At 62.7% G+C, this 22,554-nt stretch carries 21 protein-coding genes; 9 read left to right on the forward strand and 12 right to left on the reverse strand.

What is annotated here, in order from left to right; genetic code table 11:
• Positions 1 to 20: 20 nt before the first annotated feature.
• The 7 genes from B9A31_RS04910 to gloB all read right to left on the reverse strand — a co-directional run bounded on the left by B9A31_RS04910 (position 21) and on the right by gloB (position 9,838).
• On the reverse strand, positions 21 to 1,646 hold the full coding sequence (locus tag B9A31_RS04910; protein ID WP_019096480.1) for an ABC transporter ATP-binding protein: 1,626 nt from the start codon (positions 1,644 to 1,646) through the stop codon (positions 21 to 23).
• Between the two features lies 1 nt (position 1,647).
• Complete coding sequence (locus B9A31_RS04915; RefSeq protein ID WP_016711616.1) at positions 1,648 to 2,667, reverse strand: ABC transporter permease; 1,020 nt, start codon at positions 2,665 to 2,667, stop codon at positions 1,648 to 1,650.
• Between the two features lies 1 nt (position 2,668).
• Positions 2,669 to 3,742 (reverse strand): microcin C ABC transporter permease YejB, encoded by a 1,074-nt coding sequence (locus tag B9A31_RS04920; RefSeq protein ID WP_019096481.1) that lies wholly within the window; start codon positions 3,740 to 3,742, stop codon positions 2,669 to 2,671.
• Position 3,743: 1 nt separating this feature from the next.
• The gene (locus B9A31_RS04925; RefSeq protein WP_016711614.1) at positions 3,744 to 5,579 is read right to left on the reverse strand and encodes an extracellular solute-binding protein; all 1,836 of its coding nucleotides are present in this window, start codon (positions 5,577 to 5,579) and stop codon (positions 3,744 to 3,746) included.
• Positions 5,576 to 7,405 carry an extracellular solute-binding protein gene (locus tag B9A31_RS04930; RefSeq protein ID WP_202802727.1) on the reverse strand — a complete coding sequence of 610 codons (1,830 nt, stop codon included), beginning with the start codon at positions 7,403 to 7,405 and terminating at the stop codon, positions 5,576 to 5,578. The genes B9A31_RS04925 and B9A31_RS04930 overlap by 4 nt, the downstream gene beginning before the upstream one ends.
• A 122-nt stretch (positions 7,406 to 7,527) precedes the next feature.
• A complete protein-coding gene (locus B9A31_RS04935; protein ID WP_084296710.1) occupies positions 7,528 to 8,958 on the reverse strand; it encodes a lytic transglycosylase domain-containing protein in 1,431 nt (476 codons plus the stop codon).
• A gap of 100 nt (positions 8,959 to 9,058) precedes the next feature.
• Positions 9,059 to 9,838, reverse strand: a complete 780-nt coding sequence (gloB, locus tag B9A31_RS04940) for a hydroxyacylglutathione hydrolase (RefSeq protein ID WP_019099386.1) — start codon at positions 9,836 to 9,838, stop codon at positions 9,059 to 9,061.
• Between the two features lie 85 nt (positions 9,839 to 9,923).
• Here gloB and B9A31_RS04945 point away from each other — a divergent pair, with 85 nt between their 5' ends.
• The 4 genes from B9A31_RS04945 (at position 9,924) to B9A31_RS04960 (ending at position 14,371) form a co-directional block, all read left to right on the forward strand.
• Positions 9,924 to 10,697: a class I SAM-dependent methyltransferase gene (locus tag B9A31_RS04945; protein ID WP_019099387.1), complete on the forward strand. Its 774-nt coding sequence runs from the start codon at positions 9,924 to 9,926 to the stop codon at positions 10,695 to 10,697.
• Positions 10,698 to 10,710: 13 nt separating this feature from the next.
• A complete protein-coding gene (gene rnhA, locus B9A31_RS04950; RefSeq protein WP_016711609.1) occupies positions 10,711 to 11,157 on the forward strand; it encodes a ribonuclease HI in 447 nt (148 codons plus the stop codon).
• A gap of 51 nt (positions 11,158 to 11,208) precedes the next feature.
• Positions 11,209 to 11,967, forward strand: coding sequence for a DNA polymerase III subunit epsilon (dnaQ, locus tag B9A31_RS04955; RefSeq protein ID WP_016711608.1), 759 nt, complete (start codon positions 11,209 to 11,211; stop codon positions 11,965 to 11,967).
• Positions 11,968 to 12,121: 154 nt separating this feature from the next.
• Positions 12,122 to 14,371: an Orn/Lys/Arg family decarboxylase gene (locus B9A31_RS04960; protein ID WP_019099388.1), complete on the forward strand. Its 2,250-nt coding sequence runs from the start codon at positions 12,122 to 12,124 to the stop codon at positions 14,369 to 14,371.
• On the opposite strand, the gene B9A31_RS04965 is transcribed toward B9A31_RS04960, so the two are convergent.
• On the reverse strand, positions 14,355 to 14,573 hold the full coding sequence (locus tag B9A31_RS04965) for a hypothetical protein (RefSeq protein ID WP_016488235.1): 219 nt from the start codon (positions 14,571 to 14,573) through the stop codon (positions 14,355 to 14,357). The two genes, B9A31_RS04960 and B9A31_RS04965, sit on opposite strands and share 17 nt — an antisense overlap.
• Positions 14,574 to 14,730: 157 nt before the next feature.
• On the opposite strand from B9A31_RS04965, the gene chrR reads away from it, so the two are divergent.
• Entirely contained in the window at positions 14,731 to 15,291 is a 561-nt protein-coding gene (chrR, locus tag B9A31_RS04970; RefSeq protein WP_019099389.1) for a class I chromate reductase ChrR, read from the forward strand.
• Between the two features lie 53 nt (positions 15,292 to 15,344).
• Here chrR and B9A31_RS04975 read toward each other — a convergent pair whose 3' ends face one another.
• Complete coding sequence (locus B9A31_RS04975) at positions 15,345 to 17,408, reverse strand: TonB-dependent receptor family protein (protein ID WP_019099390.1); 2,064 nt, start codon at positions 17,406 to 17,408, stop codon at positions 15,345 to 15,347.
• Positions 17,409 to 17,629: 221 nt separating this feature from the next.
• Here B9A31_RS04975 and B9A31_RS04980 point away from each other — a divergent pair, with 221 nt between their 5' ends.
• From B9A31_RS04980 to B9A31_RS04990, 3 genes are read left to right on the forward strand one after another with little or no spacing between them, the layout of a single operon-like run.
• Positions 17,630 to 17,878 (forward strand): helix-turn-helix domain-containing protein, encoded by a 249-nt coding sequence (locus B9A31_RS04980; RefSeq protein ID WP_016711604.1) that lies wholly within the window; start codon positions 17,630 to 17,632, stop codon positions 17,876 to 17,878.
• An 11-nt stretch (positions 17,879 to 17,889) separates the two neighbouring features.
• A complete protein-coding gene (locus B9A31_RS04985; RefSeq protein WP_019099391.1) occupies positions 17,890 to 18,237 on the forward strand; it encodes a head completion/stabilization protein in 348 nt (115 codons plus the stop codon).
• Complete coding sequence (locus tag B9A31_RS04990; protein WP_084296711.1) at positions 18,230 to 18,592, forward strand: hypothetical protein; 363 nt, start codon at positions 18,230 to 18,232, stop codon at positions 18,590 to 18,592. Before B9A31_RS04985 ends, B9A31_RS04990 begins: the two co-directional genes overlap by 8 nt.
• Here B9A31_RS04990 and B9A31_RS04995 read toward each other — a convergent pair.
• Entirely contained in the window at positions 18,589 to 18,981 is a 393-nt protein-coding gene (locus B9A31_RS04995; protein ID WP_019099393.1) for a helix-turn-helix domain-containing protein, read from the reverse strand. The genes B9A31_RS04990 and B9A31_RS04995 overlap by 4 nt on opposite strands.
• Positions 18,982 to 19,160: 179 nt before the next feature.
• Between B9A31_RS04995 and B9A31_RS05000 the strand changes: the two genes are divergently transcribed.
• Entirely contained in the window at positions 19,161 to 19,424 is a 264-nt protein-coding gene (locus tag B9A31_RS05000) for an Ogr/Delta-like zinc finger protein (protein ID WP_026020495.1), read from the forward strand.
• 90 nt (positions 19,425 to 19,514) lie between these two features.
• Here the strand turns inward: B9A31_RS05000 and nuoN are convergent, their stop codons facing one another.
• Together nuoN and nuoM are read right to left on the reverse strand one after the other, a co-directional pair.
• Complete coding sequence (nuoN, locus tag B9A31_RS05005) at positions 19,515 to 20,984, reverse strand: NADH-quinone oxidoreductase subunit NuoN (protein WP_012273301.1); 1,470 nt, start codon at positions 20,982 to 20,984, stop codon at positions 19,515 to 19,517.
• Between the two features lie 7 nt (positions 20,985 to 20,991).
• Entirely contained in the window at positions 20,992 to 22,524 is a 1,533-nt protein-coding gene (gene nuoM / locus B9A31_RS05010) for an NADH-quinone oxidoreductase subunit M (RefSeq protein WP_016711600.1), read from the reverse strand.
• Positions 22,525 to 22,554: the final 30 nt, after the last annotated feature.

Here is a 22,554-nt window from a genome sequence, read left to right on the forward strand (position 1 = left end):
AACCGCCCATACTTTGATCTTTAGCGCATCATGCCCGGTTCGGCATCATCCACCTCAAGAAACGCCGCCTCCAGCAACTGCCGCGTATACGGATGCTGCGGCGCATGGAAAATCGCCTGCGCATCCCCTTGCTCCACCACATGCCCATGCTTGATCACCATCAACTGGTGACTCAGCGCCTTCACCACCGCCAGGTCATGGCTGATGAACAGGTAGGTCAGGTTGTACTTCTGCTGCAAATTACGCAGCAACTCCACCACCTGCCGCTGCACGGTGCGGTCCAGCGCGGAGGTGGGCTCATCCAGCAGGATCAACGCAGGCTTCAACACCAGCGCCCGTGCAATCGCAATACGCTGGCGCTGCCCGCCCGAGAACTCATGGGGATAGCGATGCCGTGTACGCGGGTCCAGCCCCACTTCCTCCAGCGCTGCAATGATCGCCGCTTCTTGCTCCTGCGCCGTACCAATGCCGTGAATGCGCAACCCTTCGCCCACAATGTCCGCCACGCACATGCGCGGGCTCAGGCTGCCGAACGGGTCCTGGAAAACCACCTGCATTTCCCGTCGCAGCGGCCGCACGGCCTTCTGGTTCAGCCCTTGCAAATTCTGCCCATGGAAGTGAATGCCACCCTGGCTGGAAATCAACCGCAGGATCGCCAAGCCGAGCGTCGACTTGCCCGACCCGGACTCGCCAACAATGCCTAGCGTCTGTCCTTGAGGCAGGCTGAAGTTGACGCCGTCCACCGCCTTCACATGGTCAACGGTGCGCCGCAGTAGCCCCTTCTTGATCGGGAACCACACCTTCAGGTCATCCACCTCAAGCAACGGCGCGCCCACCGGGTTGTGCGCCGGCAGCCCACTGGGCTCGGCGTTGATCAGCATCTGCGTGTAATGGTGCTGCGGGGAACTGAACAGCGTGGCGCATTCGGCTTGTTCGACAATCTGCCCGCGCTGCATCACGCACACGCGGTGGGCGATGCGGCGCACCAGGTTCAGGTCGTGGCTGATCAGCAGCAGTGCCATGCCCAGGCGCGCCTGCAGTTCCTTGAGCAGGTCGAGGATCTTCAACTGCACAGTCACGTCCAGCGCCGTGGTCGGTTCGTCGGCAATCAGCAACTCCGGCTCGTTGGCCAGCGCCATGGCAATCATCACCCGCTGGCGTTGCCCGCCCGACAGCTCGTGGGGCAGGGCCTTCAAACGCTTTTGCGGTTCGGGTATGCCGACCAGTTCCAGCAGCTCCAACGTGCGTGCCGTCGCTTCCTTGCCGGTCAGGCCCTTGTGCAGCAACAGGATTTCGTTGATTTGCTTCTCGATGCAGTGCAGCGGGTTGAGCGAGGTCATCGGCTCCTGGAAGATCATCGCAATGCGGTTGCCGCGAATGCGTTGCAGGGTCTTCTCGTTCTGCTGCAGCAGGTCTTTGCCTTCGTAGCGGATGCTGCCGTTGGGGTGGCGGGCCAGGGGGTAGGGCAGCAGGCGCAGGATCGAGTGCGCGGTGACGGACTTGCCCGAGCCACTTTCGCCCACCAGTGCCAAGGTCTCGCCCTTGCGGATGTCGAAGCTGATGCCGTCGACCACGCGGTTGACCTGGTCCCCGGTCACAAACTCAACGGCCAGGTCGCGCACTTCGATCAGGTTCTGTTCACTCATGTCACTTCCTCGGGTCGAAGGCATCGCGGGCGGATTCGCCGATGAACACCAGCAGGCTCAGCATCAGCGCCAGCACGGCAAAGGCGCTGATACCCAGCCACGGCGCCTGCAGGTTGGACTTGCCCTGGGCCACCAGTTCGCCCAGCGATGGTGAACCGGCAGGCAGGCCGAAGCCGAGGAAGTCCAGGGCGGTGAGGGTGCCGATGGCGCCGGTGAGGATGAACGGCATGAAGGTCATGGTCGAGATCATGGCGTTGGGCAGGATGTGCCGGTACATGATCGCGCCGTTGCGCATGCCTAACGCGCGGGCGGCGCGCACGTATTCCAGGTTGCGCCCGCGCAGGAACTCGGCGCGTACCACGTCCACCAGGCTCATCCACGAGAACAGCAGCATGATGCCCAACAACCACCAGAAGTTGGGCTGCACGAAGCTCGCCAGGATGATCAGCAGGTACAGCACAGGCAGGCCGGACCAGATCTCCAGAAAACGTTGCCCGGCCAGGTCGACCCAGCCGCCATAAAAGCCCTGCAAAGCGCCGGCAATGACGCCGACGATGGAGCTGGCCACGGTCAGGGTGAGGGCAAACAGCACCGAAATGCGGAAGCCGTAGATCACCCGCGCCAGTACGTCGCGGCCCTGGTCGTCGGTGCCCAGCCAGTTGTCCGCCGAGGGCGGTGCCGGGGCGGGGACGCGCAGGTCGTAGTTGATGCTCTGGTAGCTGAACGGGATGGGTGCCCACAGCACGAAGCTGTCTTTCTTTTCCAGCAGTTCGCGGATGTAGGGGCTCTTGTAGTTGGCTTCCAGCGGGAACTCGCCGCCGAAGGTGGTTTCCGGGTAGCGCTTGAACGCCGGGAAGTACCACTCGCCGTCGTAGCGCACGGCAATTGGCTTGTCGTTGGCGATCAGCTCGGCGCCCAGGCTCAGGCCGAACAGGATCAGGAACAGCCACAGCGACCACCAGCCACGGCGGTTGGCCTTGAAGCGCTCGAAGCGCCGGCGGTTGAGGGGGGACAAGGCCATGTCATTGCTCCCGGCTGGCGAAGTCGATGCGTGGATCGACCAGGGTGTAGGTCAGGTCGCCGATCAGTTTCACCACCAGCCCCAGCAGGGTGAAGATGAACAGGGTGCCGAAGACCACCGGGTAGTCGCGGTTGATGGCCGCCTCGAAACTCATAAGCCCCAGGCCGTCGAGGCTGAAGATCACCTCGATCAGCAACGAGCCGGTAAAGAAGATGCCGATGAACGCCGAAGGGAAGCCGGCGATCACCAACAGCATGGCATTGCGGAACACGTGGCCATACAGCACCCGTGGCCGGCTCAGGCCTTTGGCCTTGGCGGTGACCACGTATTGTTTGTTGATCTCGTCGAGGAAGCTGTTCTTGGTCAGCAGGGTCATGGTGGCGAAATTGCCGATGACCAGCGCGGTGATCGGCAGCACCAGGTGCCAGAAGTAGTCCAGCACTTTACCCGTGGTGCTCAGCTCGTCGAAATTGTTGGAGGTGAGGCCGCGCAGCGGGAACCAGTCGAAATAGCTGCCGCCGGCGAACAGCACGATCAGCAGGATGGCGAACAGGAACGCCGGGATGGCATAGCCGACGATGATTGCCGAGCTGGTCCACACGTCGAAGTGGCTGCCGTGGCGCACCGCCTTGGCGATCCCCAGCGGGATCGAGATCAGGTACATGATCAGCGTGCTCCACAGCCCCAGCGAGATCGACACTGGCATTTTCTCGATAATCAGGTCGACGACCTTGGCATCGCGGAAGAAGCTGTCGCCGAAGTCCAGTCGGGCGTAGTTCTTGATCATGATCCACAGGCGCTCGGGCGGCGACTTGTCGAAGCCGTACATGCGCTCGATTTCGGCGATCAGCGCCGGGTCCAGGCCTTGGGCGCCACGGTAGTTGGAGCCGGCCACGGAGACCTCGGCGCCGCCACCGGCAATGCGGCTGGTGGCGCCTTCGAAACCTTCGAGCTTGGCGATCATCTGCTCGACCGGGCCACCGGGGGCGGCCTGGACGATGATGAAGTTGATGATCAGGATGCCGAACAGGGTCGGGATGATCAGCAGCAGGCGGCGCAGGATATAGGCCAGCATCTTAGTTGGCCTCGTCCGCAGGGGCTTCGCTGACCGCCGGGGTTACCCCGGGCTTGATCCACCAGGTGTCGATGCCGATGTCGTACTTGGGCGAAACATCCGGGTGGCCGATGTGGTTCCAGTAGGCCACGCGCCAGGTCTTGATGTGCCAGTTGGGGATCACGTAGTAGCCCCACAGCAGCACCCGGTCGAGGGCGCGGCAGTGGTCGACCAGGCTCTGGCGCGAGTCGGCGTTGATCAGCGCTTCCACCAGTTGGTCGATAGCCGGGTCGCGCAGGCCGATGAAGTTGCGGCTGCCGGGGTTGTCGGCGGCGGCGCTGGACCAGAACTCGCGCTGCTCGTTGCCCGGCGAGTTGGACTGCGGGTAGCCGCCGACGATCATGTCGTAGTCACGCGAGCGCAGGCGCGTGATGTACTGGGAAACGTCGACCCGGCGGATGTTCAGGTCGATGCCGAGGTCGGCAAGGTTACGCTTGAACGGCAGCAGGATGCGTTCGAACTCGGTTTGTGCCAGCAGGAACTCGATGCTGACCGGTTTACCCTGAGCGTCGACCATCTTGTCGTCGACAATCTTCCAGCCGGCTTCCTGCAACAGCTTGTAGGCCTGGCGCTGTTGCTCGCGGATCATGCCGCTGCCATCGCTGACCGGGTTCTTGAAGGCCTCGGTGAAGACCTGTTCGGGGACTTTGCCACGCAGCGGTTCGAGGATTTTCAGCTCGCTGGCGCTGGGCAGGCCGTGGGCGGCCATTTCCGAGTTGTCGAAGTAGCTGCCGGTGCGGGTGTAGGCGCCGTTGAACAGCTGTTTGTTGGTCCACTCGTAGTCCAGCAGCAGGCTCAGGGCCTGGCGCACGCGTATGTCCTGGAACACCGGGCGGCGGATGTTGAAAATGAAACCTTGCATGCCGGTGGGGTTGCCGTTGGGCAGCTCTTCCTTGATCAGGCGGCCGTCGCGCACGGCGGGTACGTTGTAGGCGGTGGCCCAGTTTTTTGCACTGACCTCCAGCGCGTAGTCGAACGCGCCGGCCTTGAGTGCTTCCAGCGCGACGGTGGTGTCGCGGTAGGAGTCGAAGGTCATGGCATCGAAGTTATAGAACCCGCGGTTGATCGGCAGGTCCTTGCCCCAGTAATCCTTGACCCGCTCGTAGCGCACCGAGCGCCCGGCCTTCACCTCGGCGACCTTGTACGGGCCGCTGCCCAGCGGGATTTCCAGGTTGCCGCGGTTGAAGTCGCGGTTTTCGTACCAATGCTTGGGCAGCACTGGCAGCTGGCCGAGAATCAGCGGCAGCTCGCGGTTACCCTTGTGCTTGAACGTGAACAGCACCTTGAGCGGGTCTTCGGCGACCACCTCGGCGACGTCGGCATAGTACTGGCGGTACAGCGGCGCACCGTCCTTGATCAACGCGTTGAAGGTGAATACCACGTCTTCGGCACGCATCGGGTGGCCGTCGTGGAAGCGCGCCTCCGGGCGCAAGTAGAAGCGCACCCAGCTGTTGTCAGGTGCCTTCTCGATCCTGGCGGCCACCAGGCCGTACTCGGTGAACGGCTCGTCCTGGCTCTGGCGCATCAGGGTGTCGTAGATGATGCTGATGTTCTCGGCCGATACGCCTTTGTTGATGAACGGGTTGAGGCTGTCGAAGCCGCCGAAGCTGGACTGGCGGAAGGTACCGCCCTTGGGCGCATCCGGGTTGACGTAGTCGAAGTGCTTGAAGTCGGCGGGGTACTTGGGCGGCTCGTCGTACAGGGTGAGTGCGTGTTGCGGTGCGGCCAGGGCGGGAAGGCTCAGGCAGGCGAGCAACAGGCTGCCTGCCAGCCGGCGCAGTGGGTGCGTTGGCGTCATTGGGCTTTCTCCGAAGTCTTGATCCACCAGCTGTTCAGCCCCAGGGTGTAGGGTGGCGTGGTGACGAAGGCGAACCGGTTGCGGTAGGCCAGGCGATGATTGTCGAGGTACCAGTTGGGGATCATGTAGTACTGCCATGAAAGCACGCGGTCCAGGGCGCGGGCGGCGGCGATCTGGTCGTCGCGGGTACGCGCTGCCAGCAGGGTGTCGAGCAGGTGGTCGACCACCGGATCCCTGACCCCAGCATAGTTCTTGCTGCCCTTGGTGGCGGCCTGGCTGGAATGGAAGTACAGCCACTGTTCGAGGCCGGGGCTAAGGGTCTGGTTCAGGGTCATCAGAATCATGTCGAAATCGAACTGGTCCAGGCGTTGTTTGTACTGGGCACGGTCCACGGTGCGCAAGCGCGCATCGATGCCGATGCTGGACAGATTTTCGACATAAGGTTGCAGAATGCGTTCAAGGTTGGGGTTTACCAGCAGCAGTTCCATACGCAGCTGCTGGCCCTTGCTGTCGACCAGGCGCTGGCCATTGAGCTTCCAGCCGGCCTCGGCAAGCAGGCCCAGGGCCTGGCGCAGGGTCTGGCGGCTGATGCCGCGGCCATCGGTCTGGCTGACCTTGTAGGGTTCGCTGAACAGCTTTGCCGGCAACTGGTCGCGGAACGGCGCCAGCAGCAGCCATTCCTTGCCGGTGGGCAGGCCGCTGGCGGCGAACTCGCTGTTGGGGTAATAGCTGGTCGAGCGGCGGTAGGCGCTGCTGAACAGGGCGCGGTTGGTCCACTCGAAGTCGAGCATCAGCCCCAGCGCCTGGCGTACCCGCGGGTCGCTGAAGGTGGCGCGGCGGCTGTTCATGAACAGGCCCTGGGTTTGCGTGGGGATCTGGTGCGGGATCTGGGCCTTGATGACCTCGCCACGGCGCACGGCCGGGAAATTGTAGCCGTTGGCCCAGTTCTTGGCCTGGTGCTCGATATAGATGTCGAATTCGCCGGCCTTGAAGGCTTCGAAGGCTACGGTGGCGTCGCGGTAGAACTCGTACTCCACGCGCTTGAAGTTGTACTTGCCACGGTTGACTGCCAGGTCCTTGCCCCAGTAGTTCTTCACCCGTTCGAACACCAGCCGGCGGCCGGGCTGAACTTCAGTGATGCGGTAGGGGCCGCTGCCGAGCGGTGGCTCGAAGGTGGTGGCCTTGAAATCGCGCTTCTGCCAGTAGTGCTTGGGCAGCACCGGCATTTCGCCCAGGCGCAGGATCAGCAGCGGGTTGCCGGCGCGCTTGAACACGAAGCGGATACGCAGCGGGCCGAGGATGTCCACCCGTTGCACTTCCTGCAGGTTGGTGCGGTAGATCGGGTGGCCGTCCTTGAGCAGGGTGCGGTAGGAAAAGGCCACGTCTGCCGAGGTGATCGGCTGGCCGTCATGCCAGCGGGCTTCCGGGCGCAGGTTGAACACCACCCAGCTGCGGTCTTCGCCGTACTCCACCGACCGGGCGATCAGGCCGTAGCTGGAGGTCGGCTCGTCGCCGGACGGGTCGTACTGGCCGGTGCCGACCATCAGTGGCTCGTTCAGCTCGCTGATGCCGTATTGCTGGAAATTGGGCGTGGTAATCGGGCTCGACCCCTTGAAGGTGTAGGGGTTGAGGGTATCGAACGTACCAAAGGCCATGGCCCGCAAGGTGCCGCCCTTGGGCGCTTGCGGGTTGACCCAGTCGAAATGGGTGAAGGTGGCTGGGTACTTGAGCGTGCCGAACTGCGCGTATCCGTGGCTTTCGCTCACCATCGCGGCTGCGGGAAAGCTCAAGGCCAGGCTGAGTGACAGCAGGAGGGGACGTATCAAGTCGGCATCCGATCCAGAGGCGTTGGGCTTTGATCGGGGTACAGTAACAGCTTGGTAGGGTTGGAAAAAGAGTGCGGTTCAGAGGATTGCAAGGGACTGCAAGGCAGCCCCTTGGCCCTGAATCAGTGCGAGAGGTAGACGGTCAAAGTCTGGCCTGGCTTGAGGGCATGGCCGCTGCGCGGGTTCCAGCGCTTGAGGTGCTGCATTTCCACGTTGAAGCGCTTGGCCACCAGGTACAGCGAGTCGCCCTTGCGTACCTTGTATTGCGTGGAGCGCTTCCCGGATGCCGCCACCCGGTTGCCAGCGGCGCTCGGTGCGTTGCCACCGCGCAAGGCCAGTACCTGGCCTGCGCGCAGGTTGTTACCGGAGAGGCGGTTCCAGCGCTTGATCTCCTTGACCGACACACGGTTGGCCTTGGCGATGGCGACCAGATTGTCACCGCGCTTGACCCGGTAGCTACGCGCTGCAACCGGTGCCTTGGCTTCGGCCACGGCACGGGCGAATACGGCTTTGTTCGGCTGCAGGCTGACCAATTGCTCGGGCTTGAGGTTGGACAGGCTGTCGCTCAGCAGTTGTGCCTTGGCGGTCGGCACCAGCAACTGCTGCGGGCCATCTACGGTCATGCGCTTTTTGAACGCCGGGTTTAGCTGGATCAGCTCGTCTTCGTCGATGTTGGCAAAGGCTGCCACCCGCGAAAGGTCCAGGCGGTCGTTGATGGCCACCGCCTCGAAGTAGGGTTCGTTGGCGATCGGGTTCAGGTTCACGCCGTAGGCTTCAGGGGTGAGCACCACCTGCGACAGGGCCAGCAGCTTGGGCACGTAGTCGCGGGTTTCCTGTGGCAGGGGCAGGTTCCAGTAGTCGGTTGGCAGGCCGAGCCGTTCGTTGCGTTCGATGGCGCGGCTGACGGTGCCTTCACCGGCGTTGTAGGCGGCCAGGGCCAGCAGCCAGTCACCGTTGAACATGTCGTGCAGGCGGGACAGGTAGTCCAGCGCTGCGTTGGTCGAAGCGGTGACGTCGCGACGACCGTCGTAGAAGTTGGTCTGGCGCAGGTTGAAGTGGCGGCCGGTTGACGGGATGAACTGCCACATCCCCGCCGCGTGGGCACGCGAGTAGGCCATCGGGTTGTAGGCGCTTTCGATGGCCGGCAGCAGGGCCAGTTCCAGCGGCATCTCGCGCTCTTCAAGGCGTTCGACAATGTAATGCAGGTAGAGGCTGCCACGCTCGCCGGCGCTTTCGATGAAGCTCGGGTTGCTGGCGAACCACAGGCGCTGTTGCTCGATACGCGGGTTGACGTCGATGCCATCCTGCAAGGCGAAGCCCTGGCGCATGCGCTCCCAGACATCCTGCGGTGCCTGCTCGGCCGGTTTGACCAGCAGCGGTGAAGGTTTGTGCTTGATCCGCGCCTGGTAGTTGTGCGCGCGAACGCTTTCGGATTCGTCGAGCTGACGGGTGCTCTGGCAACCCACCAAGGTGGCGGCCAGGGCCAGCGCACTGATTTGGGCCAGGCGCGTCAGGGCGACGGAATGAGAGGTTCTGCGGCTACGGGAAGACATCGGCTGACACAGGTATCCGGGCGAAAAATTTCGGCGATTCTAGAAACCGCTCCGGGCCTGGTCAACCTTTGACCATCACTTGCGATATATCTTGCGGTTATCAGAAGGTGTCCTTCCAAGACCTCAAGGCAGCAAAAACAGTGACCTGCGAGTCGTTTGGATGTCCCTTCCATTCGTCTGCTTTTTGTTTAACTAATGTTTCAGAGGTTCGCAGGAAGGGGTTGGTCAGGCGTTCCAGGCCAATGGTTGATGGCAAGGTGATGCGATTGTCGGCGCGCAAACGGGTAACGTCCTCGAACCGCTTCAGAACGTGCGGGTTGGTGGGTTCCACCGCCTTGGCAAAACGCAGATTGCTGAGGGTGTATTCGTGGGCGCAGTACACTTCTGTTTGCGCCGGCAGCGCCGCCAGGCGGGCGAGGGCGGGTTGCATCTGTTCGGGTGTACCCTCGAACATGCGACCGCATCCGGCGGCGAACAGGGTGTCGCCGCTGAACAGCACGGGCGTTGCCGGCTGGTCGCTGAAGAACGCGATATGCCCCAGGGTGTGGCCGGGTACTGCCAGCACCTGGAAGGCCACGCCCAGCACAGTCACCTGATCGCCTTCGTCCAGCGCCAGGTCGCGGCAGGGAATGCGTTCGTGGGCCGGGCCGCAGACACGCGCATCGGTCAGTTGCTTGAGCCGTTCCACGCCGCCGACATGGTCGTTGTGGTGGTGGGTAATCAGGATATCGCTGAGCACCCACTCGGGATTGGCCGCCAGCCAGCGTTCCACCGGACCGGCGTCACCTGGGTCGACCACCGCGCAGCGGCGTTTGGCAGTATCCTGTAACAACCAGATGTAGTTGTCGGAGAAAGCGGGGAGAGCATCGATCTGTATCATGGTGCGGATCCGATTCGCCTAGCGTGGCACATGAGGGCATCTTAGCCGCGATGGCGCGGTGCGAGAACCTTCGAGGGAGAGCGCAATGACCGACCAAGCCTTTGCCCAGGCCGACCCGGACTGGGTCAAGCTGATCAGCCTGGCCCGTGAGTGGTTCAACGGCCCACTCGGCCAGCTGATGCTCAAGGAGGAGGAAAAACTGCTGGAAGAAGAGCTGGGGCGCTTCTTCGGCGGGTACCTTGTGCATTACGGGCCTTGTGCCGAGCCGCCACCGAGCGCGCCCCAGGTGCAGCGCAACGTGCGCCTCGGCGCGCCGCTACCGGGCGTGGAGATTGTGTGCGAGGAACAGGCCTGGCCGCTGAGCGAGCATGCTGCCGACGTGGTGGTGCTGCAACATGGCCTGGATTTCTGCCTGTCGCCCCATGGCCTGCTGCGCGAGGCCGCCAGCGCCGTGCGCCCGGGCGGGCATCTGCTGATTGTCGGGATCAACCCCTGGAGCAGCTGGGGCATGCGCCATTTCTTCAGCCATGGGGCGTTGCGCAAGGCCCGGTGCATCTCGCCGTCTCGGGTGGGGGACTGGCTCAACCTGCTGGGCTTCGCGCTGGAGAAACGCCGCTTCGGGTGCTATCGTCCGCCGCTTGCCTCACCGGCCTGGCAGCAACGCCTGGAGGGCTGGGAACGGCTGGCAGGTGGCTGGCAAAGCTCGGGTGGCGGCGTGTACCTGCTGGTGGCGCGCAAGATGGTGGTCGGCCTGCGGCCGCTGCGGCCGGAGCGCCGCGAACCAATGGGCAAGTTGCTGCCGCTGCCGCTGGCCAAGGTCAACCGCACGGCGGTGGACCCTGATACTGAAAAGCACTGAACATGAGTGGTACATGAGCGAAAGCGTCGAGATGTTTACCGATGGTGCCTGCAAGGGCAACCCTGGCCCGGGTGGCTGGGGTGTCCTGATGATCTACAAGGGCGTCGAGAAGGAACTGTGGGGCGGCGAACGCGAAACCACCAACAACCGCATGGAGCTGATGGCCGCGATCCAGGGGTTGATGGCGCTGAAGCGTGAATGCGAAGTGGTATTGACCACAGACTCGCAGTACGTGATGAAGGGCATCAACGAGTGGATGGTCAACTGGAAGAAGCGCGGCTGGAAGACGGCGGCCAAGGAGCCGGTCAAGAATGCCGACCTGTGGCAGCAACTGGATGAACAGGTCAACCGCCACAAAGTGACCTGGAAGTGGGTGCGCGGCCACATCGGCCACCCCGGCAACGAACGCGCCGACCAGCTGGCCAACCGTGGCGTGGACGAAGTGCGCGCCCAGCGTTGAGCTGGGGTACAATTGCCGCCTTTGTAACTGATGCAAGTTGGAGCGCCCCGCGTGGAGCAGCAGCAAGATAAGCGGTTCGTCATTCTCGATACCGAAACCACGGGTATGCCGGTTAGCGAAGGCCACCGGATCATCGAGATCGGCTGTGTCGAAGTCATCGGCCGGCGCCTGACCGGGCGGCACTTCCACGTTTACCTGCAGCCGGACCGCGAGAGTGACGAGGGCGCGATCAACGTCCACGGCATCACCGATGCCTTCCTGGTCGGCAAGCCGCGCTTTGGTGATGTGGCCGAAGAGTTCTTCGATTTCATTCAGGGCGCCACGCTGGTTATCCATAACGCGGCGTTCGACGTTGGCTTCATCAACAACGAATTTGCCCTGCTCGGTCAGCACGACCGTGCGGACGTTTCGCAGTATTGCACCATCCTCGATACCCTGCTGTTGGCACGTTCGCGTCACCCGGGGCAGCGCAACAGCCTTGATGCGTTGTGCAAACGCTACGACATCGACAACTCGGGCCGTGAACTGCACGGCGCACTGCTCGACTCGGAACTGCTGGCAGATGTCTATCTGGCGATGACCGGTGGCCAGACCAGCCTTTCGCTGGCTGGGCATGGGGCAGATGCCGAGGGTGATGGGCAGGGCAGTGGTGGCAGCGAGATCCGCCGGATTACCGGGCGTGCGCCTGGGCGAGTGATCATGGCCAGTGCCGAGGAGCTTGAGGCGCATGCCGAGCGCCTGGCGGCCATTGCCAAGTCGGCGGGTGGGCCTTCCATGTGGCAGGTTCTTACCGAGACACCTGCTGGCTGATTTTCTGCGCTTGTCGCGGGTTTTGTGGTGCCAGTGAGATCGAGCGCCGCTCGCGATGCGCCGTGCGGACGGCGCTCGATTTACGCGTCGCCTCAATACTCAGCACGTCAACTACCCTGAAATGGACGCCCTGTCCTTCGGAGGTAGCCACCTGATGTACAAGGACCTCAAGTTCCCCATCCTCATCGTCCACCGCGCCATCAAGGCTGACAGTGTCGCCGGCGAGCGCGTGAGGGGCATCGCCGAGGAACTGCGCCAGGACGGCTTCGCCATCCTCGCCGCCGCCGACCACGCCGAAGCGCGGCTGGTCGCCGCCACCCACCACGGCCTGGCCTGCATGCTGATTGCCGCAGAAGGCGCCGGCGAAAATACCCATCTGTTGCAGAACATGGCCGAGCTGATCCGCCTGGCTCGTCTGCGTGCACCCAACCTGCCGATCTTCGCCCTGGGTGAGCAGGTCACCCTGGAAAACGCCCCTGCCGAAGCCATGAGCGAGCTCAACCAGCTGCGCGGCATCCTGTACCTGTTCGAAGACACCGTACCGTTTCTTGCTCGCCAGGTGGCGCGCGCCGCACACACCTACCTCGATGGCCTGTTGCCGCCTTTCTTCAAGGCGCTGGTGCAGCACACCGCGCAGTCCAACTATTCCTGGCACACCCCGGGCCATGGTGGTGGCGTGGCCTACCATAAAAGCCCGGTAGGCCAGGCCTTTCACCAGTTTTTCGGGGAAAACACGCTGCGCTCCGATCTGTCGGTTTCGGTGCCGGAGCTGGGGTCGCTGCTCGACCACACCGGCCCCTTGGCTGAAGCCGAGGCCAGGGCCGCCCGCAACTTCGGCGCCGACCATACCTTCTTTGTCATCAATGGCACCTCTACGGCCAACAAGATCGTCTGGCACGCCATGGTAGGCCGTGACGACCTGGTGCTGGTGGACCGCAACTGCCACAAGTCAGTGGTCCACGCGATCATCATGACCGGTGCCATTCCGTTGTACCTGTGCCCGGAGCGTAACGAACTGGGCATCATCGGCCCGATCCCGCTCAGCGAGTTCAGCCCTGAGGCAATTCAGGCGAAGATCCAGGCCAACCCGCTCGCCCGTGGTCGGGCGCCGCGCATCAAGCTGGCGGTGGTGACCAACTCCACCTATGACGGCTTGTGTTACCACGCAGGGCTGATCAAGCAGACCTTGGGCAGCAGTGTCGAGGTGCTGCACTTCGACGAGGCCTGGTTTGCCTATGCGGCGTTTCATGACTTCTTCACCGGGCGTTATGCCATGGGCACTGCCTGCGCGGATGATAGCCCGCTGGTGTTCAGTACCCATTCCACCCACAAGCTGCTGGCGGCGTTCAGCCAGGCTTCCATGATTCATGTGCAGGACGGGGCCAGGCGCCAACTGGACCGCGACCGCTTCAACGAAGCGTTCATGATGCACATATCGACCTCGCCGCAGTACAGCATCCTCGCTTCGCTGGACGTGGCCTCGACCATGATGGAGGGGCCGGCCGGGCGCTCGCTGCTGCAAGAAATGTTCGACGAGGCACTGAGCTTTCGCCGGGCCCTGGCCAATCTGCGCGAACACATTGCTGCGGACGATTGGTGGTTCAGTATCTGGCAGCCGCCGAGCGCTGAAGGTATTCACCATCTGCAAGCGCAGGACTGGTTGTTGCAACCGGGCGCAGAGTGGCATGGCTTTGGCGAGGTGGTGGACGACTACGTGCTGCTCGACCCTCTGAAGGTAACCCTGGTGATGCCGGGCCTTGGTGCGGATGGCGTACTGGACGAGCACGGTATCCCGGCGGTGGTGGTCAGCAAGTTTCTCTGGGAGCGGGGGCTGGTGGTGGAGAAAACCGGCCTGTACAGCTTTCTGGTGCTGTTCTCCATGGGCATCACCAAGGGCAAGTGGAGCACGTTGCTGACCGAGTTGCTGGAGTTCAAGCGCCACTACGATGGCAATACTGCCCTGAGTAGCTGCTTGCCGAGTGTGGTGGCCGCCGATGCCTCACGCTACCGGGGGATGGGCCTGCGCGACCTGTGCGACCAGTTGCATGGCTGCTACCGCAGCAACGCCACGGCCAAGCAACTGAAACGGCTGTTCACGCGCTTGCCGGAGGTGGCCGTGAGCCCGGCCCAGGCCTATGACCAGATGGTGCGTGGCGAGGTGGAGGCGGTGCCGATCGAGGCACTGCTGGGGCGTGTGGCGGCAGTGATGCTGGTGCCGTACCCGCCCGGCATTCCGTTGATCATGCCGGGGGAGCGGTTCACCGAGGCGACCCGCTCGATACTCGATTACCTGGCCTTTGCCCGAGCGTTCAACCAAGGGTTTCCCGGTTTTGTCGCCGACGTGCATGGCCTGCAGAACGAGAGTGGTGGCTACACCGTGGACTGCATCAAGGAATACGAATGATCTCGACACCGGAGCGTGCCAGTTCGAAACGGTTTTCACCCAGGTGGTTGACCTTGTCGCCGATGGCCAGGCGGTAAGTGGTGATGGGGGCGCCCAGCGTGCTGCCGTCCAGTTGCAGGGTGGACTCCTGGAACTCGTGCACGGGGTAGATACGGCCTTCGGCGTCACGGGCGTGGAATTGGCCGACCATTACTGCTGCCATTTGGGTGGAAACCTCTGAATTGCGTAGGAAATGTATGCAGGCATAGACCGTGGAACAACCTCGGAAGTTTTCGCCTTGCACAAAAAAAACCGAGACGCCGAGGAACGGTCATCTATAACTACAACGTCCCTTTACCCAGCACAGGATGGAAATTGCCATGAGCCAGGTGTATTCGGTAGCGGTTGTCGTCGGCAGCTTGCGCAAGGAGTCCTACAACCGCAAGGTCGCCCGCGCACTTTCGGAGCTGGCGCCGTCCAGCCTAGCCCTGAAGATTATCGAGATTGGTGATTTGCCGTTGTACAACGAGGACGTCGAGGCCGAAGCGGTGCCCAAGGCGTGGGAGCGTTTTCGCAAAGAGATCCGCGACAGTGATGCCGTGCTGTTCGTCACGCCGGAATACAACCGCTCGGTGCCGGGTTGCCTGAAAAATGCCATCGATGTGGGCTCGCGGCCCTACGGGCAAAGTGCCTGGAGCGGCAAGCCGACGGCAGTGGTGAGTGTGTCGCCGGGGGCCATTGGCGGCTTTGGTGCCAATCATGCTGTGCGCCAGTCACTGGTGTTTCTCGACATGCCATGCATGCAGATGCCCGAGGCCTATATTGGCGGCGCGGCGAGCTTGTTCGAGGACTCGGGCAAGCTCAACGACAAGACCCGGCCGTTCTTGCAGGCGTTTGTCGACAAGTTTGCTTCGTGGGTGAAGTTGAACAGGGCGGTTTGATACCTGCTCATTCGGGGGTGGTTTCATTGGGGCCGCACAGCGGCCCCTGCTGTTTAGCGGAAACTGTAGGAAACCCCGGCGTATACACCGAACCCTTCACCCGGCGTAGAGCGGGCATTGTCCTTGCCGGCATCGTTGTAGGTCGGCGTCACCGTGGCGGCATAGCGTTTGTTGGTGAGGTTGCGCAGGTCCAGCCAGGTCTGCCAGTCCTGCTTCGGTGAATCCCAGCCAAGGCGCGCGCCGAGCAAGGCATATTCATCGGCGTGGTAGCTGTTGGCGTAGTCTACCTGCACCTTGGACGCCATCCGGGTATTCACCCCTGCATAGAACCCGCTCGGCCAGTCATAGCGCAATTCGGCCTGGTAGTAGTGCATGGGGATGCCCGGCAGGCGGTTGTCACCGAACGTGTCGTCATCGCGGTAGTGGAAGTCGCTGAAGGTGTAGGCCTGGCGCAGGCTGAGCCTGCCGGTGCCGCTGCGTTCCCACAGGGTGCTGTCCAGGCCCGCCTCCACGCCTTGGTGCACGGTGGCGCTGGCATTGAACTCCTTGGCAGGGGCGCCTTGCACGATTTCCACCGCCAACAATTCATGGCGAACCTGTGAGTAGTACCATGCCAAATCCCAATGCCCGAATGCCGATTCGCCGCGTGTGCCCAATTCCAGTGTGGTGGCCGTCTGGTTTTGCATTTCGATCGGTTGGTTGGCTGTGGGTGCACTCCAGATCAGGGCCCAGGGATGCGGCGGTTCTACCGAGCGGCTGAGGTTGCCATACACCTGCAGGTCTGGGCGGATGTCGTAGCGCAGGCCCAGGCGAGGGGCATAATCCCAATCATGCATGCTCACCTTGCCGCCTTCGGCAGGGTAGGTCACGTCACTCTCGCGGCGGGTGTAGATCAGTGCCAGGCCGGTGGTCAGCCACAGGTTGGGGACCAGTTCCAGGTCGTTGCCGGCATGCAGCACGGTGTCCGAGCCCTGATAGGTGAAGTCGCGGGTACGTGGACCGAACACGTCACCACTGCGCGCGAACTGTGACGCGCCACTGTTGGGCAGGTGCTTGGTAGTACGCCAGCCGACAGTGGTCTTGCTCTCGTGGCCGAACAGGGTGTCGCGGCGCGAGTAGTTCAGCGTACCGCTCACATCGGTGTAGGCCACCTTCAGGCGCATCGGGCCTTCACGCAGGTCCATCGGGTAGTCGTGGTAGACCAGCCCGGCTTCCAGGCGCGCATCGTCGTCGAGGTAGAAGGTGGTCTTGTTGCCGACCCAGGTGCTGCCCGGTTGCGGGCGGCTGTCGTCGCGGGCCAGGTAGGCTGGGTTGGCCGCGCGTGGGTGGTGCTTGACCTGATCCTTGGTCAGGCGCCCGGCCAGTTCGTTTTCGGTTTCCCGGTAGCGCAGGTAAAAACGGGTTTCCAGGTTGGGGTTGAAACGGTAGCCGACGTTGGCGGCAATGCCTTTGGCGCTGCCGCTGCTGTGTGCCTGGTAGCCGTCATACTCGGAATCGGTCAGGGCCACGTAGTAGTCGAGGTTGCCCAGCACCTGGCCGGAGCTGATATGCCGGTGCTGATAGCCACGGCTGCCGACCTCATAGCGCACTTGCAACGGCGCGGCGTCGTAGCCGGTGTGGGTGATGTAGTTGATGGCGCCGCCGAGCGCCAAGGCGCCTTGGTCGAAGCCATTGGCGCCGCGCAGCACTTCGGCGCGGCTGAGCCACAGCGGTTCGAACAACTCATAGGGCGTGCCGCCCGGGCCCGTCAGTGGCAGGCCGTCGAACATCGTGTAAACCCCCGAACCGTGGGCCCCAGGTGCGCGGTTGATGCCCGAACCGCGGATCGACAGCTTGATGCCGTCGTTGCCCGCAGATTGGGCGAACACCCCAGGCTGGTAGGCGAGCACGTCCTGGTTGCTGGCCACCCGGCCTTGCCCTACGCGCTGCATGTCCACCAGGTTGCTGGCGCCGGGTACTTCGCGCAGGCGTTCGCTGGCTGCCGTCAGTTCGTTCTGCTCCTCATCGGTGATCAGCACCTGGCCCAGCTCGACCGAGGATGCCCCCAAGGCGGGCTGGGCAGCAGTCAAGGCAGCCAGCAGGCCGAGGCAGGACGAGAGGGGTAAATCGGAACGCATTGTACGACTCCAGGCGAAAGGCGAATGGACAACGGCGTTGAGACGAGCGAAATGCTGCCTGGAGCACGAAGAAAGTCAGCAAATCTTGCGCAGCCTTCGTCAGACGGTTTTGTACGAAAGTTCTTTACAAGCCGCAGCAGTGGAGCGGCGCGGCATGCGCTTCGTAAGGTGACTGCAGATCGGCAGCGATGCCCCCCCTTAATCACCTGTGGAGTACAAGCATGACTGACAACGCACGACACCCGCAGCAACCCCCGGTGGACGCCCCGGTTCGCCTGACGCCACGTGAACGGCAAGTGCTGTTGTGGTGTGCCTATGGCAAGAGCTCGTGGGAGATCGGCCGTATCCTTGAGTGCAAGGAATCGACGGTGAACTTTCATGTGTCCAACATCCTGCGCAAATTCGACGTGCCTACCCGGGTGGCTGCGGTAATCAAGGCCATTCGCTACGGCATGCTGGCCGAGCAGTGAGGGGGTAGGGCATGAGCAACGAACCTTTATTGCCACGCTATGCCGATAGCCATGACCCGTTCTGGCCCCGGGTAGACCTGGGCAGGCTACGCGAACGCCTGAACGGGCAGCAGCCCGTCAGTGAGGCCGCGCTGGAAGTGGCTGCACGTTGCGCCGCCATTGATGCTGCACGGGAGTTCGCGCGTTGGCGCGCAATGCTGCGAGAGCGCGGTTACAAGCGCCTTGAAGATGTGACCGGGCACGACCAGGGGCGCGCTTTGCGGGTGTGCTACATCCGTTTTGTCGAAGCTGCGGTCCTGTACAGCCTTGGCTCGGGCGCGTACCTGCCGAAGTCCCGTCGGAGTGCTGCCCATGCCTGAAGAGTCCTTTCTCGACCGCTTTGCCTCGGCGCTGATCGAACTGTTGGGCGTTGATGGCAGTGTGTTGTTCGCTGCTTTGCTAGGGGCTTTGTTGGTGAGTGCTGCGCGTGACCGGTTGATCACCGATGCAACCAGACGCCTGACGCTGGGCAAGAAATTGCTGCTGGTGTTCGTGACCGTGGGGGTGGGGCACCTGTTCGAGCCGCTGGTTTCATCGCTGGCACCCTTGCTGACCCGAGGCATGGCGGCATTCGTGGCCGCCGTGGTGGTCATCCCCATCAGCCTCAAGGTCATGGTCTGGCTGGATACGCTCGACCCACGTGAGCTCATACAGCGCTGGCGCCGCCGAGGTTAGCTGCCGGTGGCCCGATGTAGCTGGCTGCGCAGTTCGCTCAATTGTTGTTCCAGCTGCTGGATACGTTGCTTGTCCTTTATGAGCAACAGGATGGTGTGGCGATCGTCCGGTGAGAGTGCGCGCAGGCGTTCGAGCACGTCGCCCTCCCAGCCGGCTTCACATTCGTGCACGGGGCGCTGTGCCGTTTCACCCAGCAGTAGCCAGTCCAGGGAGCATGCATGCTGCCTGGCAATATCCACGCAAAGTGCGTACGGGATGCTGTCGCGCACCTTCCAGCTACTGAGTGTTTGCGGGCTGATGGAAAGTGCACGGGACAGGTCGGCGTCGGATTGGGAGCAGGTAAGAAGCTTGAGGCGCGTGAGCACCTCGGCAAGTACGTTAGTACTCATAACAAATATCCATGACTGGTTTAATGATATTCCATGGGCTTAAACTACTCGTTATGAATACAGCCCTGCGTTTCAAGGAGCATTTCTGCAATGAGAACCATCAAATTGAACAATACACCCATAGTTGCAGCCAATACTTACACACAGGCCTGCCTGGGCAATGCTAGCAGGTACTTGCCGTGAGTACTTACAAGCTGGTTTGTCCGCATTGCCACAGCCGTATGCGCATACGCACTAGCGAAGGGCGCCATATTTTCCTGCGGATCGCTTATTTGCAATGCACCACCGAGGCGTGTGGCTGGTCAGTGCGGGCCGAATTCGAAATGACCCACGAACTCTCCCCGAGCGGTATGCCCAACCCGGAAGTCTACCTGCCTTCAGCCAATAGTGATTTGCGCAAGGCCGCCCTGCCGGGTACAGGCCAGGGAAGCCCGCTTGGGTGAGGCGCCGTCAGGTACAGGCAATAAAACATGCAGATAAAAAAACACCCCGCCTAGGCGGGGTGTTTTGTTTTGCCGAAACTGCCGGGGCAATCAGCCGATCAGTTGCAAGCCGGCTTGCTGAACCAGTTCCAGCAGTGGCTGCGGGTACACACCCAGCACGAAGGCGAGAATGGCAATGGCCAGCAGCATGACGCCACCGGTGCGCTGCTCCCACTTCAGCGGGGCGTCGTGGCGACGCAGGTTCGGCTCGACCAGGTACAGGGTGACCATGACGCGCAGGTAGTAGTACACGCCGATGGCGCTACCGATCACCAGCGCACCGACCAACCACCACAGGTGCGACTCGACGCCGGTGGCAATGATGTAGAACTTGCCGATGAAACCAGCGGTCAGCGGGATACCCGCCAGCGACAGCATCATCACGGTCAGTACTGCGGTCAGGTACGGGCGACGCCAGAACAGGCCGCGGTACTCGTACAGCGCATCGGCGTCACGGCCGCCGTATGGCGAGGACATCAGGGTGATGACACCGAACGCGCCCAGGCTGGTGATCACGTAGGTGACCAGGTACACACCCATGGCTTCCAGGGCCAGGCCCTTGCTGGCGACCAACGCAATGACCAGGTAACCGAAGTGGGCGATGGACGAGTAACCCAGCAGGCGCTTGAGGTTGCTCTGGGTCAGCGCCAGCAGGTTACCGATCAGGATCGAAGCGACGGCGATGACTGCCAGTACGGTGCTCAGCACGCCGCTGCTGGCAGCAGGGGAGAGCATGAACAGGCGCACCACCACGGCGAATACCGCAACCTTGCTGGCGGTGGCCAGGAACGCGGCGACCGGCGCCGGGGCGCCTTCGTACACGTCCGGGGTCCACAGGTGGAACGGCACCAGCGACAGCTTGAAGGCCAGGCCAACCAGCATCATGCCCAGGCCCAGTTGGGCCACCAGGCTTGGCATGCTGGTGGTTGCCAGTGCCTTGCCGATCTGGTCGAAGCTCAGGCTACCGGCATCGGCGTACAGCAGGGCCATGCCGAACAGCAGGAAGGCGGAACCGGCAGCCGACAGCACCATGTACTTGATGCCGGCTTCCAGTGACCGCTTGTTGAAGAAGGCATACGCCACCAGGCCGTAGACCGGTACCGACAGCAGCTCCAGGCCGATGAACAGGCCGGCCAGGTGGTTGGCGCTGACCAGCACCAGGCCACCCAGGGCCGACATCAGCAGCAGCAGGTACAGTTCTTCACGGTTGCCCGGGAAGCCCTTGGACCCTTCGCCAAGGTAGGCGTGGGCCAGGGTGACGCAAGCCAGCGTCGCCACCAGGATGATCGCCATGTACAGGCAGGCGAACTTGTCGATGGTGATCAGCGGGGTGACCGCCAGTGGCGCAACCTTCAGCGCCGGCAGGATCGACAGCAGGGCCAGGTTAAGGCCCACGGTGGACAGCAGGAAGGTCTGCGAGTGGTTGCGCTTCCAGGCGATCGCCAGCATCACCACCACCGTGGTGATGGTGGTAATCAGCATCGGCGCCAATGCGATGAAGTGTTGAGTGGTGAATTCCATAGCGCTCTTACCGGGCCGAAGCGAGTTGAGTGAAAGCGGAACCGAGCCACTGCTGCACACCACTCATGGTGGCTGCAGAGGTGTCGAGGAACGGCTGCGGATACACGCCCAGCAGGATCAGCAATACCGCCAGGCCCAGCACCATGACCAGCTCGCGACCGTCCATGCCGGCCAGCACGGTATCGCTCTTGGCCGGGCCGAAGTAGGCGCGGTGGATCATGATCAGCGAGTACACCGAACCGAAGACCAGGCCGGTGGTGGCGATGACGGTGATCCACGGCACATGCACGAAGCTGCCGATCAGGATCAGGAACTCGCCGACGAAGTTGCCGGTACCTGGCAGGCCCAGCGATGCCGCCGCGAAGAACAGGCTGATGGCCGGCAGGTAGGCAATACGATGCCACAGGCCGCCCATCTGGCGCATGTCACGGGTGTGCAGGCGCTCGTACAGCTGGCCAGACAGGATGAACAGTGCGGCGGCCGACAGGCCATGGGCCAGCATCTGGATCACCGCGCCTTGCAGGGCCTGCTGGCTGCCGGAGTAGATGCCGATCAGCACGAAGCCCATGTGCGAGACGCTGGAGAAGGCGATCAGGCGCTTGATGTCGGTTTGGGCAAAGGCCAGGAAGGCACCGTAGAAGATACCGATCAGGCCCAGGGTCATGGCGATGGGCGCGAACTCTGCCGAGGCGTTCGGGAACAGCGGCAGTGCAAAGCGCAGCAGGCCGTAGGCCGCAGTCTTCAGCAAGATACCGGCCAGGTCCACGGAGCCTGCGGTCGGTGCCTGGGCGTGAGCGTCAGGCAGCCAGGAGTGGAACGGCACCACTGGCAGCTTCACCGCGAAGGCGATGAAAAAGCCCAGCATCAGCACGTACTCGACACCGGCTGGCAACTCGGCCTTGAGCAGGTCGCTGTAGTTGAAGGTGAGCACGCCGGTGGTGTTGTAGTTGACCAGCACCAGGCCCAGGATCGCCACCAGCATGATCAGGCCGCTGGCCTGGGTGAAGATGAAGAACTTGGTCGCCGCGTAGATCCGGGTTTTCTTGCCGTCTGCCGAGCTGTGACCCCAGAGCGCGATGAGGAAGTACATCGGCACCAGCATCATTTCCCAGAAGAAGAAGAACAGGAACAGGTCCAGGGCCAGGAACACACCGACCACGCCGCCGAGGATCCACATCAGGTTGAGGTGGAAGAAGCCGACGTGACGCTGGATCTCTTTCCAGGAGCACAGTACCGACAGCACACCGAGCAGGCCGGTGAGCAGGATCATCAGCAGCGACAGGCCGTCGAGGGCCAGGTGGATGCTGATGCCGAAGCGCTGGATCCACTGGACTTTGTATTCCAGGGCCCAGGCAGGCTCGGCGCCCGGAGCGGGGGCGAGGGTGTAGTCGCCGGTGCCCCACAGCCACAGGCCGATGCCGAGCAGCAGGGACATGGTCAGCAGCGCGATCCAGCGCGGCAGGGTGGCGCCGAAGCGCTCACCCAGCCAGCACAGGAAGCCGCCGATGAAGGGGATCAGGATCAGCCAAGGCAAAATCATGACGGGTTGGTTTCCTTTGGCAAAGTCGCA

The sequence above is a fragment of the Pseudomonas sp. URIL14HWK12:I5 genome, assembly GCF_900176445.1.
Classification (GTDB): Bacteria; Pseudomonadota; Gammaproteobacteria; order Pseudomonadales; family Pseudomonadaceae; genus Aquipseudomonas; species Aquipseudomonas monteilii.

What these genes read in the sequence shown, in the direction of transcription:
- B9A31_RS04910 (WP_019096480.1), bottom strand. Translation starts at nt 1,646, where the DNA reads ATGAGTGAACAGAACCTGATCGAAGTGCGCGACCTGGCCGTTGAGTTT.
- B9A31_RS04915 (WP_016711616.1), bottom strand. Translation starts at nt 2,667, where the DNA reads ATGGCCTTGTCCCCCCTCAACCGCCGGCGCTTCGAGCGCTTCAAGGCC.
- B9A31_RS04920 (WP_019096481.1), bottom strand. Translation starts at nt 3,742, where the DNA reads ATGCTGGCCTATATCCTGCGCCGCCTGCTGCTGATCATCCCGACCCTG.
- B9A31_RS04925 (WP_016711614.1), bottom strand. Translation starts at nt 5,579, where the DNA reads ATGACGCCAACGCACCCACTGCGCCGGCTGGCAGGCAGCCTGTTGCTC.
- B9A31_RS04935 (WP_084296710.1), bottom strand. Translation starts at nt 8,958, where the DNA reads ATGTCTTCCCGTAGCCGCAGAACCTCTCATTCCGTCGCCCTGACGCGC.
- gloB (WP_019099386.1), bottom strand. Translation starts at nt 9,838, where the DNA reads ATGATACAGATCGATGCTCTCCCCGCTTTCTCCGACAACTACATCTGG.
- B9A31_RS04945 (WP_019099387.1), top strand. Translation starts at nt 9,924, where the DNA reads ATGACCGACCAAGCCTTTGCCCAGGCCGACCCGGACTGGGTCAAGCTG.
- rnhA (WP_016711609.1), top strand. Translation starts at nt 10,711, where the DNA reads ATGAGCGAAAGCGTCGAGATGTTTACCGATGGTGCCTGCAAGGGCAAC.
- B9A31_RS04960 (WP_019099388.1), top strand. Translation starts at nt 12,122, where the DNA reads ATGTACAAGGACCTCAAGTTCCCCATCCTCATCGTCCACCGCGCCATC.
- B9A31_RS04965 (WP_016488235.1), bottom strand. Translation starts at nt 14,573, where the DNA reads ATGGCAGCAGTAATGGTCGGCCAATTCCACGCCCGTGACGCCGAAGGC.
- chrR (WP_019099389.1), top strand. Translation starts at nt 14,731, where the DNA reads ATGAGCCAGGTGTATTCGGTAGCGGTTGTCGTCGGCAGCTTGCGCAAG.
- B9A31_RS04975 (WP_019099390.1), bottom strand. Translation starts at nt 17,408, where the DNA reads ATGCGTTCCGATTTACCCCTCTCGTCCTGCCTCGGCCTGCTGGCTGCC.
- B9A31_RS04980 (WP_016711604.1), top strand. Translation starts at nt 17,630, where the DNA reads ATGACTGACAACGCACGACACCCGCAGCAACCCCCGGTGGACGCCCCG.
- B9A31_RS04985 (WP_019099391.1), top strand. Translation starts at nt 17,890, where the DNA reads ATGAGCAACGAACCTTTATTGCCACGCTATGCCGATAGCCATGACCCG.
- B9A31_RS04990 (WP_084296711.1), top strand. Translation starts at nt 18,230, where the DNA reads ATGCCTGAAGAGTCCTTTCTCGACCGCTTTGCCTCGGCGCTGATCGAA.
- B9A31_RS04995 (WP_019099393.1), bottom strand. Translation starts at nt 18,981, where the DNA reads ATGAGTACTAACGTACTTGCCGAGGTGCTCACGCGCCTCAAGCTTCTT.
- nuoN (WP_012273301.1), bottom strand. Translation starts at nt 20,984, where the DNA reads ATGGAATTCACCACTCAACACTTCATCGCATTGGCGCCGATGCTGATT.
- nuoM (WP_016711600.1), bottom strand. Translation starts at nt 22,524, where the DNA reads ATGATTTTGCCTTGGCTGATCCTGATCCCCTTCATCGGCGGCTTCCTG.